This window comes from Halomonas sp. A29 (genome assembly GCF_046723295.1).
GTDB lineage: Bacteria > Pseudomonadota > Gammaproteobacteria > Pseudomonadales > Halomonadaceae > Halomonas.
Genome location: NZ_JAXQPR010000004.1, coordinates 50625 through 64732 on the forward strand (window position 1 = coordinate 50625; position 14108 = coordinate 64732).

Below are 14108 nucleotides of genomic sequence, written 5' to 3' on the forward strand. Positions count from 1 at the left end.
GCTATTCTCAGCGAATGTCGTGCGGTGCGGTAAAGCGTAGCAGCCGAGCACAGCCCGCCGCCCAGACTTCGCTGTCGAGCTCGGCTACGGCGGCGGTGGGAAAGGCGACCCCACGGTCGGCACGCCCCTCCACCAGCAGGGCGGTAAGCTCACCTACCAAGGGCATATGGCTGACCAGGACGATGGGAGCCTCTCCCGCATTGGCAAGCAGCCAGTCGCAGACCGCGAGCGGCGAATCATCGGGCGTAACGATGGGTAGCACCTCGTGCTCGACGCCCAGCGCCTTGGCTACCGCTGAGGCCGTCTGACACGCCCGCCGAAAGGGGCTGGCGTAGAGCCGAACCCCTTCCAAAGGCTGCTGACCAAGCCAGTTGGCCATGCGCTCGGCCTCGGCATGGCCACGAGCGGTGAGTACGCGCTCACTATCGGGCTGGCCCGGACCAGCCTCGCCATGGCGCATGATGAACAGCCGGCGACTCATGTCCCGCCCCCGCCCGCATCGACGTGGCGGTGGGCCCGCTGTACGTCCTCACGGGGTAGGACGAACTCCACGTCGCTGCTCTGCTCGCTGCGCATCAGCATGCGCGCCATCTCGCGAGCCGGCACGCCTTCGAAGAGCACCTGATGGAGACCCTCGGCAAGCGGCATGTAGACACCCTCTGCTCGCGCCTTGTCGCGCACCAGGTGCACCGTGTTGACCCCTTCGGCGACCTGGCCCAGCGCTTCGACCGCCTCATCCAGCCCCTTGCCCTGGCCCAGGGCGAAACCTACGCGGTAGTTGCGCGACAGCTGCGACGAGCAGGTCACGATCAGATCGCCCACTCCGGCAAGGCCCAGGAAGGTCATCGGGTTGGCGCCCTGGCTCACGGCGAAGCGCCCCATCTCGGCCAGAGCGCGGGTCATCAGCATGCTACGGGTATTCTCGCCCATGCCCAGCGCCGCGGCCATGCCAGCGGCAATGGCATAGATGTTCTTGAGCGCCCCACCCAGCTCGACGCCGTAGCGGTCGTTGCTGGCATAGACGCGAAAGTAATCGCAGCCCAGCGCCTGCTGTACCCGGGTGCGCGTCAACGCATCGTCGCTTGCCACCACGGTGGCGGTGAGCTGTTTCTGCGCAATTTCGGTGGCCAGGTTGGGCCCCGAGATCACGCCGATATGAGTAAAGCCGGTCTCCTCCTCGAGGATCTGGCTCATCAGCTTGAAACCCTCTTCCTGGATCCCCTTGGTAGTGCTGACCAGGATCTGATCAGGATTGAGCCAGGGCCTGGCCTGGCGTACCACATCACGGAAGGCCTTGGAGGGAATCGCCACCAGCACCAGCTCTGCCCCTGCGAGCACCGCCTGCATGTCGCTGGAAGCGCGTACTGCCGGGTTGATGTCGTATTCCGGGAGATAGCGCGAGTTGCGATGCTCACGGTTGATCTGCGCAGCAAGCTCGGGATCACGCAACCACTGGCACACCCTGGCCCCGTTGTCGGCGGCGATACTGGCAAGCGCCGTGCCGAAGCTGCCGCCACCCAGAACTGCTACCCGCATGGGATCGTCTGACATGTCTGCCCCGCGAAATCGGTCGATGAGTACAAGTCGCTCCGAGTGTAACGAAAAATGCCCCCTTTCGGGGGCATGTCTTGCCGTTACGCACTGCAGCGGGCCCCACAGAGGCACCCAGCCGCATCAGTCGATCAGTGACAGCAGGGAGTCGATGCTCTCCCGCGCATCGCCGTAGAACATGCGCGTGTTCTCCTTGTAGAACAGCGGGTTCTCGATACCGGAGTAGCCCGTGCCCTGACCGCGCTTGCAGACGAACACCACCGAGGACTTCCAGACCTCCAGCACTGGCATGCCGGCGATCGGGCTGTTGGGATCGTCCTGGGCGGCCGGATTGACGATATCGTTGGAGCCGATGACGATGGCAACGTCGGTCTTGGGGAAGTCGTCGTTGATTTCGTCCATCTCCAGCACGATGTCGTAAGGCACCCTGGCCTCGGCCAGCAGCACGTTCATGTGCCCCGGCAAACGGCCGGCCACCGGATGGATGGCAAAGCGCACCTGCTTGCCGGCGGCACGCAGCTTGCGCACCAGCTCGCTCACGGCATTCTGCGCCTGGGCCACCGCCATGCCGTAGCCCGGCACGATGACCACGCTGTCGGCGTTGTTGAGCGCGCTGGCTACGCCGCCCGCATCGATGGCCACCTGCTCGCCTTCGATCTCGGCAGCCGGCCCCTGGGCTCCACCGAAGCCCCCCAGGATCACGCTGACGAAATTACGATTCATCGCCTTGCACATGATGTAGGAGAGGATCGCACCGGAGGAACCGACCAACGCCCCGGTGACGATGAGCAGGTCGTTGGAGAGGGTGAAGCCGATGGCCGCCGCGGCCCAGCCGGAGTAGCTGTTGAGCATCGACACCACCACCGGCATATCGGCCCCGCCGATACCCATGATCAGATGCCAGCCGATGAAGAACGACAGCGCCGCGAGGATCAGCAGCGTCCAGAAGCCGGCGCCGTTGAGGTAGAGGATCGCCAACAGCAGGCTGAGCGCTGCCGCACCGGCGTTGAGCAGATGACCACCGGGCAGTTTGTGCGGCTTGCCGTCCACCTTGCCCGCCAGCTTGCCGAAGGCGACCACCGAACCGGTGAAGGTCACCGCACCGATGAAGATGGCGAACACCACTTCCAACTGCAGGAAGGTGAGTTCATCCGGCGCCTTGGTGGCTACCAAAGCGGCAAAGGCCGAGAACTCCTGGTAGCCGGCACCCAGCGCCTGGGCAGCCAGCACCCGACGCCGCTCGAGATCGGCGTTCCAGGCCACGAACACCGCGGCGAGGCCAACGAAACTATGCAGTGCCGCCACCAGTTGCGGCATCTCGGTCATGGCCACTCGCGTGGCCACCTTCCAGCCGATCACCGAGCCGATCGCGATCATCGGGATCATCAGCCAGTAATTGCCGATGCCCGGCCCGAAGGCGGTGAAGAGCACCGCCACCGCCATGCCGACGATGCCATACCACACCGCCCGCTTGGCTTTCTCCTGGCCGCTCAGTCCTCCCAGCGAAAGGATGAACAGCACGCTCGCCGCGATCGACGCGGCCGATACAAAACCTTGTGCCAACATGAATTGTCTCCGCCGCTCAGGATTTCTGGAACATGGCTAGCATCCGGCGTGTCACCAGGAAGCCGCCCACGATGTTGATGGTGGCGATCAGCACCGATATCGCCGCCAGGAGCACCACGATCCAGTTACCCGAGCCGATCTGCAGCACGGCGCCGAGAATGATGATGCCGGAAATCGCATTGGTGACCGCCATCAGCGGCGTATGCAGTGAGTGGCTGACGTTCCAGATCACCTGGAAACCGACGAAGCAGGCCAGCACGAAGACGATGAAGTGCTGCATGAACGAAGCCGGCGCGATCTGGCCAAGCAGCAGCATCAGCGCACCGCCGATGCCGAGCAGCGTGGCCTGGCGCTTGGTCTGCGCCTTGAACGTGGCGAGTTCGGCGGCGCGCTTCTCTTCGGGAGTCGGCTCCTTGACCTTCTCCTTGGGCTTGGCGGCAGCAATCGCCTTGACCTTGGGCGGCGGCGGCGGGAAGGTGATCTCGCCCTGATGCGTGACGGTAGCGCCACGAATCACGTCGTCTTCCATGTCATGCACGATCGTGCCGTCCTTCTCGGGCGTCAGATCGGTGAGCATGTGGCGGATGTTGGTGGCATAGAGCAGCGAGGCCTGGGTCGCCATGCGCGACGGGAAGTCGGTGTAACCGACCACCACCACGCCATTGTCGGTGACGACACGCTCGTTCGGCACGGTGAGGTCGCAGTTGCCGCCCTTCTCGGCGGCCAGGTCGATGATCACCGAACCGGGCTTCATCGCCTTGACCATGTCCTCGAGCCACAGCTTGGGCGCCGGCCGGCCCGGGATCAGGGCGGTGGTGATGACGATGTCGACCTCGGGGGCCTGCTCGCGGAAGCATTCAAGCTGCTTCTCGCGAAACTCGGGGCTGGAGGGCGCCGCATAGCCGCCGGTACCGGAGCCATCCTGATTGTCCTCGAAGTCGAGGAACAGGAATTCGGCGCCCATCGACTCGATCTGCTCGGCCACCTCGGGGCGTACGTCGAAGGCCCGCACCACGGCACCGAGGCTGGTCGCGGTACCGATGGCGGCAAGCCCCGCCACGCCGGCGCCGATGACCAGCACTTTGGCCGGCGGCACCTTGCCGGCGGCTGTGACCTGGCCGGTGAAGAAGCGGCCGAAGTTGTTACCCGCCTCGATCACCGCGCGGTAACCGGCGATATTGGCCATGGAGGAGAGCGCATCCATCTTCTGGGCCCGGGAGATCCGCGGCACCATGTCCATGGCGATGACAGTCGCGCCCTTGGCCCGACACTTCTCCAGCAGTGCCTCGTTCTGTGCCGGCCAGAAGAAGGCGATCAGGGTCTGGCCCTCGCGCAGGTGCTCGACTTCCGCCTCGCTGGGCTCACGCACCTTGATCACGATCTCGGCTTCTTGCCACAGCGCCTCGGCGCTCTCTACCACCGTGACGCCGGCCGTGCGATAGGTGTCATCATCGAAGCCGGCAGCGATACCGGCCCCGGATTCAATCAGGCATTCGTGTCCAAGCTTCTGGATGAACTGCGCACTGTCGGGAGTTAGCGCGACACGCGCCTCTCCCTTGGCGAGCTCCTTGGGTGCACCAATCTTCACGTTGGATCTCCCTTGTGGTTATTGAATTTCGGATGGGTCAACCGGCTATTCATACCTGACCATGCCGCAATGCACAACCGCAGCGCAATCAATGGATGGCACCTGAATGTAGCACTATCCAGCTGAAAAAAAGGAAAAAAACGGCCAGTGACGTTTACGTCAAGGGCGGCCCGAATAGACGCGTATGGATATGAAAAGGCCGCCCGCAGGCGGCCTATGGAAGGTCGAGGCCTCGCCAGGAAGCCTTGGAAGGAGTTCAGGTCGTCAGCAGGGCGTTGAGCCGCCGCACGTAGGCCGCCGGGTCGTCGAGATGCCCACCCTCGGCTATGACCGCCTGGTCGAGCAGTACCTGGGCCAGGTCGGCGAAGCGCTCGCCGTCGGCGGCTTCGAGCCGCTCTACCAGGGCGTGGTCGGGATTGAGCTCGAGGATCGGCTTGACCTCCGGCATCTTCTGCCCGGCGGCCTCCATGATACGCCGCATCTGGTAGCCCATCTCATGCTCGGGCAGCACCACGCAGGCAGGCGAGTCGGTCAGTCGATGGGTCACCTTGACCTCCTGTACCGCATCGCCCAGCGCCTCCTTGACCCGCTTGACCAGATCCTCCTTGGCCTTGGCGGTCTCTTCCTGGGCCTTCTTCTCCTCTTCGCCCTCGATCTCGCCGAGGTCCAGCTCGCCTTTGGCCACGTCGACGAAACGCTTGCCCTCGAACTCGTGCAGGTGGCTCATCAGCCACTCATCGATGCGATCGGAAAGCAGCAGCACTTCGATGCCCTTCTTGCGGAAGATCTCCAGATGCGGGCTCGACTTGGCCGTATTGAAGCCCTCGGCGACGATGTAGTAGATCTTCTCCTGCCCTTCCTTCATCCGCGACACGTAATCAGCCAGCGACTGGTCCTGGGTGGTACTGTCGGTGTGCGTGCTGGAGAAGCGCAGCAACCCGGCGATCTTGTCGCGATTGGCAAAGTCCTCGGCAGGCCCTTCCTTCAGCACGCTGCCGAAGGTGTTCCAGAAGGTCTGGTAGGCCTCCTTGTCCTTGGCCAGTTTCTTCAGCATGTCCAGCGCCCGCTTGGTCAGCGCGTTCTTGATCTTCTCGACCTTGGGATCCTGCTGCAGAAGCTCGCGGGAGACGTTGAGCGACAGCTCACGGGTATCCAGCACACCCTTGATGAAACGCAGGTAGAGCGGCAGGAACTGCTCGGCGTCGTCCATGATGAAGACGCGCTGCACATAGAGCTTGACGCCGCGGGCCCCATCGCGCTCGTAAAGGTCGAAAGGCGCGCGCCCTGGCACGTAGAGCAGGCTGGTGTACTCGAGCTTGCCCTCCACCTTGTTGTGGCTCCAGGTCAGGGGATCGCTGAAGTCATGGGCCACGTGCTTGTAGAAAGCCTTGTACTCGTCGTCGGAAACCTCGCCCTTGGGCCGCACCCACAGCGCGGTGGCCTCATTGACGTTGTCCCAGGTGGTGACTTCGCTGCCCTCGATCTCGTTGCCCTCGTCGTCCTTGGCAGTCTCGACCCTGGGCATGCGCACCGGCACTTCGATATGGTCGGAGTACTTGCGTACCAGGCTTCTCAGCCGGAAGTCGTCGGCAAACTCCTTGGCATCCTTCTTCAGGTGCAGGACGATCTCGGTACCGTGCGCCTCACGCTCGAGGTCGGCAACGGTGAATTCGCCTTCGCCCTTGGAGCGCCACTCGACCCCTTCGGCCTTGTCGCTGCCCGCCTTGCGCGTGCGCACCGTGACTTCGTCGGCAACGATGAAGCTGGAGTAGAAGCCCACGCCGAACTGGCCGATCAGGCGTGCATCCTTCTGCTGTTCGCCGGAGAGCTGCTTGAGAAATTCGGCAGTGCCGCTGCGCGCGATGGTACCGAGGTTCTGGATCACCTCGTCACGGCTCATGCCGATGCCGTTGTCGCGCACGGTCACGGTAGCGCCCTTCTCGTCGTGCTCGATTTCGATGCGCAACTCGCTGTCGCCTTCGTAGATGGCATCGTTGTCGAGTGCGGCATAACGCAGTTTGTCGCAGGCATCGGCGGCATTGGAGATCAACTCGCGCAGGAATATCTCCCGGTTGGAGTAGAGCGAGTGGATCATCAGGTGCAGCAGTTGCTTCACCTCGGTCTGGAAGCCGAGCGTTTCCTCGTGAGCGGTCGTGGACATGGATCGGTTACCTCATGGCTTGAACTCACGGCAGCGCGTGGCGCGCCACCGTTTCAGAACTGTTCAGCGATATGGGGTCCGACTTCAGGTTTTCAAGCGTCGTTCGGTTCCAGCGTACCCAGCACCATGTGCAAGCGGGCCGTGGCCACCGGCTCATCCTCCGCTTTCTGCCAGGCCGTGACCTGCACGTTGGCCAGACGCCGCCCCTCTCGCAGCAGGCGGCATTTCGCATGGGTAGGTACGACCCGGGCCGTACGCAGGTAATCGATGGAGAAATCCACGATGCGAGGCAGCCGAGGCTCACGCGCCGAGAGCATCAGGTCGAGGGTGCCTGCAGTTTCCATGAAAGCCGCTACCACCCCGCCATGCAACGCCGGCAGCAGGATATTGCCCACGTTGTGCTCACGCGGGTCGAGATGAAACACCAGGCCATCGCCTGCGACATCCGGCGTTGCCGTAACACCGATGAAACGGGCGTAGGGGAGCCGTTCGAGCCAGGCGGCGACATCCCCCTCGGCACGGGTCCGGGCCAGCCAGGCCGCGTCGTGGAAACCTTCAGGCATGAGCGGTCTCCCCGAACAGCGCCTCGGCAAACCCTTCAGGCGTATTCCGCTCCCCCAGGCGCACGAAATTGCCGATACCGCGGGCGATGGGCCGGCCCGGCTCTTGCCATAGCGTACCCTCGGTAAAGACCATGGCATTGGTCACCCGCAGCACCCGAGCCTCGGCCATGATCGTCTGGCCGGCCAGTGCCGGGCGGTAGTGATCCACGCGCAGGTCGAGCGTCGGGCAGACTTCCGGCGCCGGCAGGCTACACAGCACCGCCGAGCCGCATACGGTATCGAGCAGCATGGTCAGTACGCCACCGTGCACCAAGCCACGCTCGGTATCGCCCAGCAGCTCGTCGCGCCACGGCAAGCGCATGCGCACCCAAGGCGGACTGACCTCCTCCACCTCGAGGCCGAGCTCGCGGGTGTGAGGGATGACGTTGACGAAACGGCTCAGGCCGGCTCGCCAGGCGTCGGGACTTCGGTCTGCCGCGGCAGGCCCGATCTGCGGATCGTCACGTTCGTTCATCCCACCCCCAACAAGCGTTTGATTCAATCTTGCTAGACTAGTCGGCAGAGGTGATCGACACAAGGACCGAGACCCGCGTCGAGCCCTTGAGAAAAATTCCGTTGAAGTGACGATAAAACGACGCGACGGTCTACTCAAAGCGACGTCGATAGGCGAGGATAGGGTGGTTCGTCATCGCCTTCCGGAGACTGTCCAACATGCGCCATTTCTTATCGTTCCGCCGCGCGTCCGGTTGGCTCGCTGCGGCAGCTGTCAGCCTTTCCGTCACCGCGCATGCCCAGCCCAGCGACAGCGCCATGCGCACGGCGCTGGAAGCCGCGCGCAATCATGAGTGGCATCGAATCGACCAGACCGCCATCAACGGCCACGTGCTGGAAGGCTACGTGGAGTATCACCGTCTGCGCAGCCGCCTGCCCCAGGCCGAGCCGGGCCAGATCCTGGAATTCATCGAACGCCATCGCGGAGCGCCCGTCGCCGACTGGATGCGGGGCCAGGCGATCGCCCGCTATGGCGCCGCCGGGCGCTACGGCAGCCTGCTGGCCGTGGCCGACGGCGAGCCAAGCGGCACCGAGCGTCAATGCTACTACTACACCGCCCTGCTCGGCAGCGACCCTCAAGCGGCGGCGGCAGGCGGCCGCACCCTCTGGCGCGTAGGCCGCTCGCAGCCGTCGGCCTGCGACACTCTCTTCGACCGGCTCCGCGCCAGCGGCGAGATCAGCGAGTCCGACGTGTGGGAGCGCAAGATGCTCGCCTGGGAGCAGGGCGAGACCGGCCTCGTCAGCTACCTTGGGCGACAGCTCGGCAGTCGCTGGCAGGAAGGACGCGACGCTGTGGAGCGGCTGCAGCGCAGCTATGCCGACATCACCCGTGTCCCCACCTGCATCGGCCCCGAGTGCCGCGGCAGCGGCCCGTTCTTCGCCGCGGCCATGCATGGCTTCATCCGCGCCGATACCGAGGCCGCCATGGAGGCGTGGCGCAAGATCGCCGCCCACCTGCCGATCGAAGAGCGTCATCGCCACGCCATCGAGGAGGATCTTGCCTTCTATTCGATGGTGCGTGACATCACCCACAACATGGGATGGGTCGACGAGGCCCTGCCGCGCATCGGCACTACCCGCGTGCTCGAGCTGCGCATACGTCATGCGCTGGCAAACCGCGATTGGAACGACGTGCTTCGCTGGGTCGAACTATTGCCAGAAGAGGCCCGCAGCGACAGCCGCTGGCAGTACTGGAAAGCCCGTGCCCACGAACAGCTGGGCGACCAGGAGCGTGCCGAGGTGGCCTACGCGCTAGCCGCCCAAGGGCGCAACTTCTTCGGCTTCGCCGCCGCCGACCGCATCGGCCGCCCCTACTCCCTGAACCTGGAGCGCAGCACGCTCAACGACGACTTCCGCGACCAGGTGGCCCAGTGGCCGACGGTACAGCGCACCGAGGCGCTGCTGCGCATCGGTGAGGAGGGCTTGGCCAACAGCGAATGGCTGCATGCGGCCGCTACCGCATCACCGCGGGAAATCAGGGCGTTGGCCGATTATGCCGCCCGCCGCGGCTGGCATGCCCGCCTGGTACAGACCACCATCACCGCCCAGCTGTGGGACGCGCTGGACTGGCGCTTCCCCGAAGCCTACCGCGATCACTTCATGTACTGGGGCCAGCAAACCGGGGTGGATCCTTACCTGTTGATGGGCATCGCACGGCGCGAAAGCGCCTACAATCCGAACGCACTGTCACCGGCCGGTGCCCGTGGCCTGATGCAGATCATGCCGGGCACCGCCACGCTGCTCAGCCGCCAGCTCGGCATCAGCGACCCCGGCCCTTACGGCGTGCTCGACCCCGAGCTCAACATCCGCCTGGGCAGCACCTACATTCGCGACATGACCAGTCGCTATCGGGGCAACCGACTGGCCGCCGCCGCTGCCTACAATGCCGGCCCGGGCCGAGTCGACCGCTGGCTGCGCGATGCACCGGAAGAGTTCGACCTGTTCGTCGAGTCGATTCCCTTCCGCGAGACCCGCGACTACGTCCAGGCAGTGCTCTCCTATCGGGTAATCTTCGAGAGCCTGGCCAACGGCGGCAACAGCGAAGGCGTGGCCATGCTCAGCCAGGCGGAGAAGACGGTGCGCTACGACGCCTCCTTGCTCGCCCGCAACTGAAGGCCGCTCCAAGCGGTCAGGCTGGTGGCCGTTCCAGCGCCAGCCTGACGCCGAACAGGATCAGCACAGCCCCGGTCACTCCGTTCAGCGCACGGGAAAAGAGTCGGCTGGCCAGCCAACGCCCTGCGCTACCGACCATGAACACGATGGCGATCTGCCACAGGTTGGCAATCACGAAGTGCACCCCGGCAAGCCACAGCGACTTGAGCAATGCCGGGTCGCTCGGCGCAATGAACTGGGGCAGAAAAGCCATATAGAAGACCACTGTCTTGGGATTGAGCACGTTGGAGAGCAGCCCTTCGCGCAGCGGCCGCCAAACCGGCACGGCTTGCCGTTCGCCCCGCACTGCCGTAAGCGGCAGACCACTGCCGCGTCGCGCTGCCATCAAGCCGTTGAGCCCCAACCATATGAGGTACGCCGCCCCCGCCATCTTGAGCGCACTGAATGCCCAGGCCGACTGCAGCAGTATCAGCGAAATGCCCAGCGCCGAAATCGTGGCATGCACGAACAGGCCGCAGCAGATCGCCAGGCTGGTGAGCACGCCGTCGCGCACGCCACCGCGGGCGGTATTGCGAATGACCAGCAGAGTGTCGACTCCCGGACTCATCGACAGCAGCGTAATGGCGATCACAAAAGGCCAGAATTGAGCATCGAACATGGTTGGGTCCGCTTCAAGGAAAGGAGGTTGAGTGGCCTGGCGAGGAGGGTAGCCGAAGGCGGCCAAGTGGGGCTACGGGCAGCCCAAAGTATGGTCAATTTAAGGCAACGGATTCTCTGGACGCTTGTAATTTTTCTATCTACAGTGGATTGAGCGAGTGATATCGGTGATGCGAGGCCCATGCCATAGATCGCAACCTCCACACCGACTGTTACCGCTGCGTTGGTCTGCAAAGTGGAAAGTCGTCCCGTCGTATATCGAGTTCTCGATGCACCCGAAGCGCACTTTTCGTCTCTTGCCCACGCACTTCGGGCCCGGCATTGCCGAGTGCCCAGCACGATCAAACTGTAAGTAAGGAAAATCGACAATGGCAACTGGCACTGTCAAGTGGTTCAACGATACCAAGGGCTACGGCTTCATCTCTCCGGACGACGGCGGTGATGACCTGTTCGCGCATTTCTCCGAGATTCAGGCTGAAGGCTTCAAGACCCTGCAGGACGGTCAGAAGGTTACCTTCGACGTGACCCAGGGCAAAAAAGGCCTTCAGGCCTCCAACATCCGGCTCGCCAACTGAGGTAACACCTCGGTCGGACCGGCGCCCGGCCACCCGAAGGCGGCCTGGCAGTCAGACGAAAGGCCCATCTTCACGATGGGCCTTTTTCGTCGATCAGTCTTCGATTTCGAACTGCGGCGCTTCGCTTCTGGGCTCACGCCGCTCAGCCTCTTCGAACTGTTCGTCGAGCTGGCGACGCGCCTCCTCGAAGCGCCGCTCGGTCTCTTCGAGCCAGGCATCGACGTCCGACTGGGTGACCTCACCGGTTCGCTCGGCCTCCCTTTCAATGTCCGAAGCCGTGCTGCCCTCATCGTTCTCCATGGGCTCGAGGCGCCGGCCGGGCTCTGCGGAACCCTCCATCGGTTCCAAGGCGGGCCCGTCGCGTTCCACTTCCTCGAACTGTTGGTCGATCTGACGCTGCGCCTCTTCAAAACGGCGCTCGGTATCCTCGAGAATGGCGTCTATATCGTCACGAGTCGGCTCGCCCGGAAGCGCCCCTCCCTCTTCCAGAGTATCAACAGGAGATTCACCCAGCGTCTCGGTATCAGCCTCGATCTCCTCGCCGGGCTCGAGGGCGGTTTCGTCTTCCGGCACGGCAGGCAGCGATTCGTCCTCGGTTTCCACCTCCTCTTCTGCCGCGGGAGGCGGTGTCGAGGGCTCCTCAGCCTGGTTTGGTACGGCCTCCTCCTCATCGTTGTCGCCGCAACCCGCCAGCCCCAAGGCAAGGGTCAACGCTACGGCGACAGGAATCCAGGGCGTCTTGGCCATCGGCTTTCTCCCATCCATATGAGACCAGCAAAAGGGCTCCATTCCAGCAGAGCCCGGCGGTCGCTGCAAGCCGCCGGGGCGCGGATCACCCTACTGCTTGGACAGCGGAAGGGCAAAACGATCCCTCTCCCGCCTCAATTCGTGGCAGTGATCGGTAGCGGGCAGCCAAGCGACCAGGCCACGGCCCGGAGCAGCTCAGCTTCCTGAGCGGAAACATGACCATCATGGGCAACGCAGTGCGCCATTGCACCGAGCAGCCTCACCCGTTCGTCATCGTCCAATTGGCGGCAATGATCCAAGGCCCGATCGAGCTCGTGAGGGGTAGCCGGCTGGGCCAGCAACCGCATGGACAGGCCCAGCGTAGCGGCCGCTTCACGGAACGCGTCCGCTGCCTGCGCCTCCTCATTGCTCCCCGCCAGCGCCAGGCTCGACAATAGGCGTGCCACCGGAGCCTCGAGCCGGGCCAGCGACTGCCGACGCCCGCGATGATGCACCGCCCCCTCACTACCGACTACGATCAGGCGATGCAGGGCCCATTGCAGGGCCCCGGGATCTTGCTCGGCTGCCATCAGCCGCTCGAGGCAGTGACGAAAGCGTGCGTACTGAGCCACCGAAAGCTGCTTCAGCAACGGCAGGCACAGCTCGATCAGCGCCAGCCGCTGGCCGGGAAGCACCTTGCCAAGCGGTTGCTCCAGACGATCCAGCTCAGCCAGCACGTCCGGCAGGGCCGACTCGACCAAGTCTTCGCGCTGGCGGGTGCGGCTGGCCGGGTCGACCCCCATCAGGATGCCGTAGATCACGGCACGAGCCGCATAGGGGTCGTGAGCGGCCTCGAGCAGTACTGGGTCGATACCGGCCAGCGCCCCATGCGCCTGCTGCAGGTCTTCACCGCGTGGCTCGCCGACCCGCAGGGCCAAGGTTCCAGCCAGCGTCGCTGCCTGGGCCGGCCTTGCCTGTGCCGCCCCCTTACCCGGACCGGCCTGCTTGGTCGGTTCACGGTTGGCACTCGGCTCGGGCAGGCGACCGTCCCACTCAGGTTCGAGGCGGCGTATGCGGGTCGTCAACGGCGGATGGGTGGCGGTCAACCCACGCAGGCCAGGCAAACCACGACTGAAATAGAGATGACTGAACTCCTCGGCGCCGGTAGCACGCAACTCGGAGCCATGGGCATGCGCTGCTACGCGCTTCAGGGCATCGGCCAGGCCGGCCGGGTTGCGGGTGTACTGCACCGCGCTGGCATCGGCCAGGAACTCGCGCTGACGACTGACCGCGGCCTTGATCAGATTGCCGCACAGGGTACCGACGAAGCCCACCAGCATCAGGGCCAGCCCCGCCCCCAGCACTACGGCCCGCCCGTTGTTCTGACGCGATCCTCGGCCCATGTGCCGGACCGCCGTGCCACGCAGCAGCATGCGCCCGACGAGGCCGATAACCAAGATGCCATACAGCAGCGCGATCAGACGCATGTTGAGTCGCATGTCGCCATGCAGCACATGGCTGAATTCATGAGCGATCACACCCTGCAACTCATCCCGGGTGAGGCAGCGAATGGCTCCTCGTGTCACACCGATTGCAGCGTCCTGGGGCGTATGGCCGGCGGCGAAGGCATTGATCCCCGGCTCATCGAGGAGATAGACCGCCGGCACCGGCAAGCCTGCCGCAATGGCCATCTCCTCCACCACGTTGAGCAAGCGACTCTCGTCGGGGTCGCGGGTGCCGCCATTGATCGCCCGACCACCGAGCGCCTCGGCTACCGCAGGACCACCGCTACGCAACTGCAAGTGACGCGTCAGACTGCCGGCCCCCACGACAAGCAGCACGCCGATGGCCACGCCGCCGAGCAGCAGCGGATCGAGCGCCAGGGCCAGCGGGTGGGCCCCAGCCTGACCGCCATCGAGCAGCGCCATGGCCAATGCCACCACCACGACGGCCGCACCAATCATGCCGACCACGGCCATCAACAGCAGTGCGACCAGCCAGACGGTCAGGCGCCGTGCACGCTGCTGAGCACCGAAGAAATCCATCGTCGACACCGG

At 64.4% G+C, this 14108-nt stretch carries 12 protein-coding genes; 2 read left to right on the forward strand and 10 right to left on the reverse strand.

Translation table 11 applies throughout. The annotated features are described in order from the left end of the window. Nucleotides 1-7: 7 nt before the first annotated feature. The 7 genes from sixA to SPH52_RS08625 all read right to left on the reverse strand — a co-directional run bounded on the left by sixA (nucleotide 8) and on the right by SPH52_RS08625 (nucleotide 7943). A complete protein-coding gene (sixA, locus tag SPH52_RS08595) occupies nucleotides 8-481 on the reverse strand; it encodes a phosphohistidine phosphatase SixA (protein ID WP_411794604.1) in 474 nt (157 codons plus the stop codon). After that, nucleotides 478-1551, reverse strand: a complete 1074-nt coding sequence (locus SPH52_RS08600; protein WP_411794605.1) for an NAD(P)H-dependent glycerol-3-phosphate dehydrogenase — start codon at nucleotides 1549-1551, stop codon at nucleotides 478-480. The genes sixA and SPH52_RS08600 overlap by 4 nt, the downstream gene beginning before the upstream one ends. A 123-nt stretch (nucleotides 1552-1674) precedes the next feature. Then, entirely contained in the window at nucleotides 1675-3117 is a 1443-nt protein-coding gene (locus SPH52_RS08605) for an NAD(P)(+) transhydrogenase (Re/Si-specific) subunit beta (protein ID WP_411794606.1), read from the reverse strand. 16 nt (nucleotides 3118-3133) lie between these two features. Further along, nucleotides 3134-4705 carry a Re/Si-specific NAD(P)(+) transhydrogenase subunit alpha gene (locus SPH52_RS08610; RefSeq protein WP_411794607.1) on the reverse strand — a complete coding sequence of 524 codons (1572 nt, stop codon included), beginning with the start codon at nucleotides 4703-4705 and terminating at the stop codon, nucleotides 3134-3136. A gap of 256 nt (nucleotides 4706-4961) precedes the next feature. Beyond that, entirely contained in the window at nucleotides 4962-6866 is a 1905-nt protein-coding gene (gene htpG, locus SPH52_RS08615; RefSeq protein ID WP_411794608.1) for a molecular chaperone HtpG, read from the reverse strand. Between the two features lie 92 nt (nucleotides 6867-6958). Continuing rightward, nucleotides 6959-7429, reverse strand: a complete 471-nt coding sequence (locus tag SPH52_RS08620; RefSeq protein WP_411794609.1) for a PaaI family thioesterase — start codon at nucleotides 7427-7429, stop codon at nucleotides 6959-6961. Then, complete coding sequence (locus tag SPH52_RS08625) at nucleotides 7422-7943, reverse strand: PaaI family thioesterase (protein ID WP_411794610.1); 522 nt, start codon at nucleotides 7941-7943, stop codon at nucleotides 7422-7424. Before SPH52_RS08625 ends, SPH52_RS08620 begins: the two co-directional genes overlap by 8 nt. A gap of 197 nt (nucleotides 7944-8140) precedes the next feature. Between SPH52_RS08625 and SPH52_RS08630 the strand changes: the two genes are divergently transcribed. Then, nucleotides 8141-10093: a transglycosylase SLT domain-containing protein gene (locus SPH52_RS08630; RefSeq protein WP_411794611.1), complete on the forward strand. Its 1953-nt coding sequence runs from the start codon at nucleotides 8141-8143 to the stop codon at nucleotides 10091-10093. A 16-nt stretch (nucleotides 10094-10109) separates the two neighbouring features. Here SPH52_RS08630 and SPH52_RS08635 read toward each other — a convergent pair whose 3' ends face one another. Beyond that, on the reverse strand, nucleotides 10110-10751 hold the full coding sequence (locus tag SPH52_RS08635) for a LysE family translocator (RefSeq protein ID WP_411794612.1): 642 nt from the start codon (nucleotides 10749-10751) through the stop codon (nucleotides 10110-10112). A gap of 367 nt (nucleotides 10752-11118) precedes the next feature. Here SPH52_RS08635 and SPH52_RS08640 point away from each other — a divergent pair, with 367 nt between their 5' ends. Beyond that, the gene (locus tag SPH52_RS08640; RefSeq protein ID WP_411794613.1) at nucleotides 11119-11325 is read left to right on the forward strand and encodes a cold-shock protein; all 207 of its coding nucleotides are present in this window, start codon (nucleotides 11119-11121) and stop codon (nucleotides 11323-11325) included. Nucleotides 11326-11418: 93 nt separating this feature from the next. Here the strand turns inward: SPH52_RS08640 and SPH52_RS08645 are convergent, their stop codons facing one another. Both SPH52_RS08645 and SPH52_RS08650 read right to left on the reverse strand, forming a co-directional pair. Then, a complete protein-coding gene (locus SPH52_RS08645) occupies nucleotides 11419-12072 on the reverse strand; it encodes a hypothetical protein (protein WP_411794614.1) in 654 nt (217 codons plus the stop codon). Between the two features lie 134 nt (nucleotides 12073-12206). Next, on the reverse strand, nucleotides 12207-14096 hold the full coding sequence (locus tag SPH52_RS08650) for a M48 family metallopeptidase (RefSeq protein ID WP_411794615.1): 1890 nt from the start codon (nucleotides 14094-14096) through the stop codon (nucleotides 12207-12209). Nucleotides 14097-14108: the final 12 nt, after the last annotated feature.

Bases quoted from the DNA above. Each gene is read 5' to 3' on its own strand.
- sixA (WP_411794604.1), bottom strand. From the start codon at position 481: ATGAGTCGCCGGCTGTTCATCATGCGCCATGGCGAGGCTGGTCCGGGC.
- SPH52_RS08600 (WP_411794605.1), bottom strand. From the start codon at position 1,551: ATGTCAGACGATCCCATGCGGGTAGCAGTTCTGGGTGGCGGCAGCTTC.
- SPH52_RS08605 (WP_411794606.1), bottom strand. From the start codon at position 3,117: ATGTTGGCACAAGGTTTTGTATCGGCCGCGTCGATCGCGGCGAGCGTG.
- htpG (WP_411794608.1), bottom strand. From the start codon at position 6,866: ATGTCCACGACCGCTCACGAGGAAACGCTCGGCTTCCAGACCGAGGTG.
- SPH52_RS08620 (WP_411794609.1), bottom strand. From the start codon at position 7,429: ATGCCTGAAGGTTTCCACGACGCGGCCTGGCTGGCCCGGACCCGTGCC.
- SPH52_RS08625 (WP_411794610.1), bottom strand. From the start codon at position 7,943: ATGAACGAACGTGACGATCCGCAGATCGGGCCTGCCGCGGCAGACCGA.
- SPH52_RS08630 (WP_411794611.1), top strand. From the start codon at position 8,141: ATGCGCCATTTCTTATCGTTCCGCCGCGCGTCCGGTTGGCTCGCTGCG.
- SPH52_RS08635 (WP_411794612.1), bottom strand. From the start codon at position 10,751: ATGTTCGATGCTCAATTCTGGCCTTTTGTGATCGCCATTACGCTGCTG.
- SPH52_RS08640 (WP_411794613.1), top strand. From the start codon at position 11,119: ATGGCAACTGGCACTGTCAAGTGGTTCAACGATACCAAGGGCTACGGC.
- SPH52_RS08645 (WP_411794614.1), bottom strand. From the start codon at position 12,072: ATGGCCAAGACGCCCTGGATTCCTGTCGCCGTAGCGTTGACCCTTGCC.
- SPH52_RS08650 (WP_411794615.1), bottom strand. From the start codon at position 14,096: ATGGATTTCTTCGGTGCTCAGCAGCGTGCACGGCGCCTGACCGTCTGG.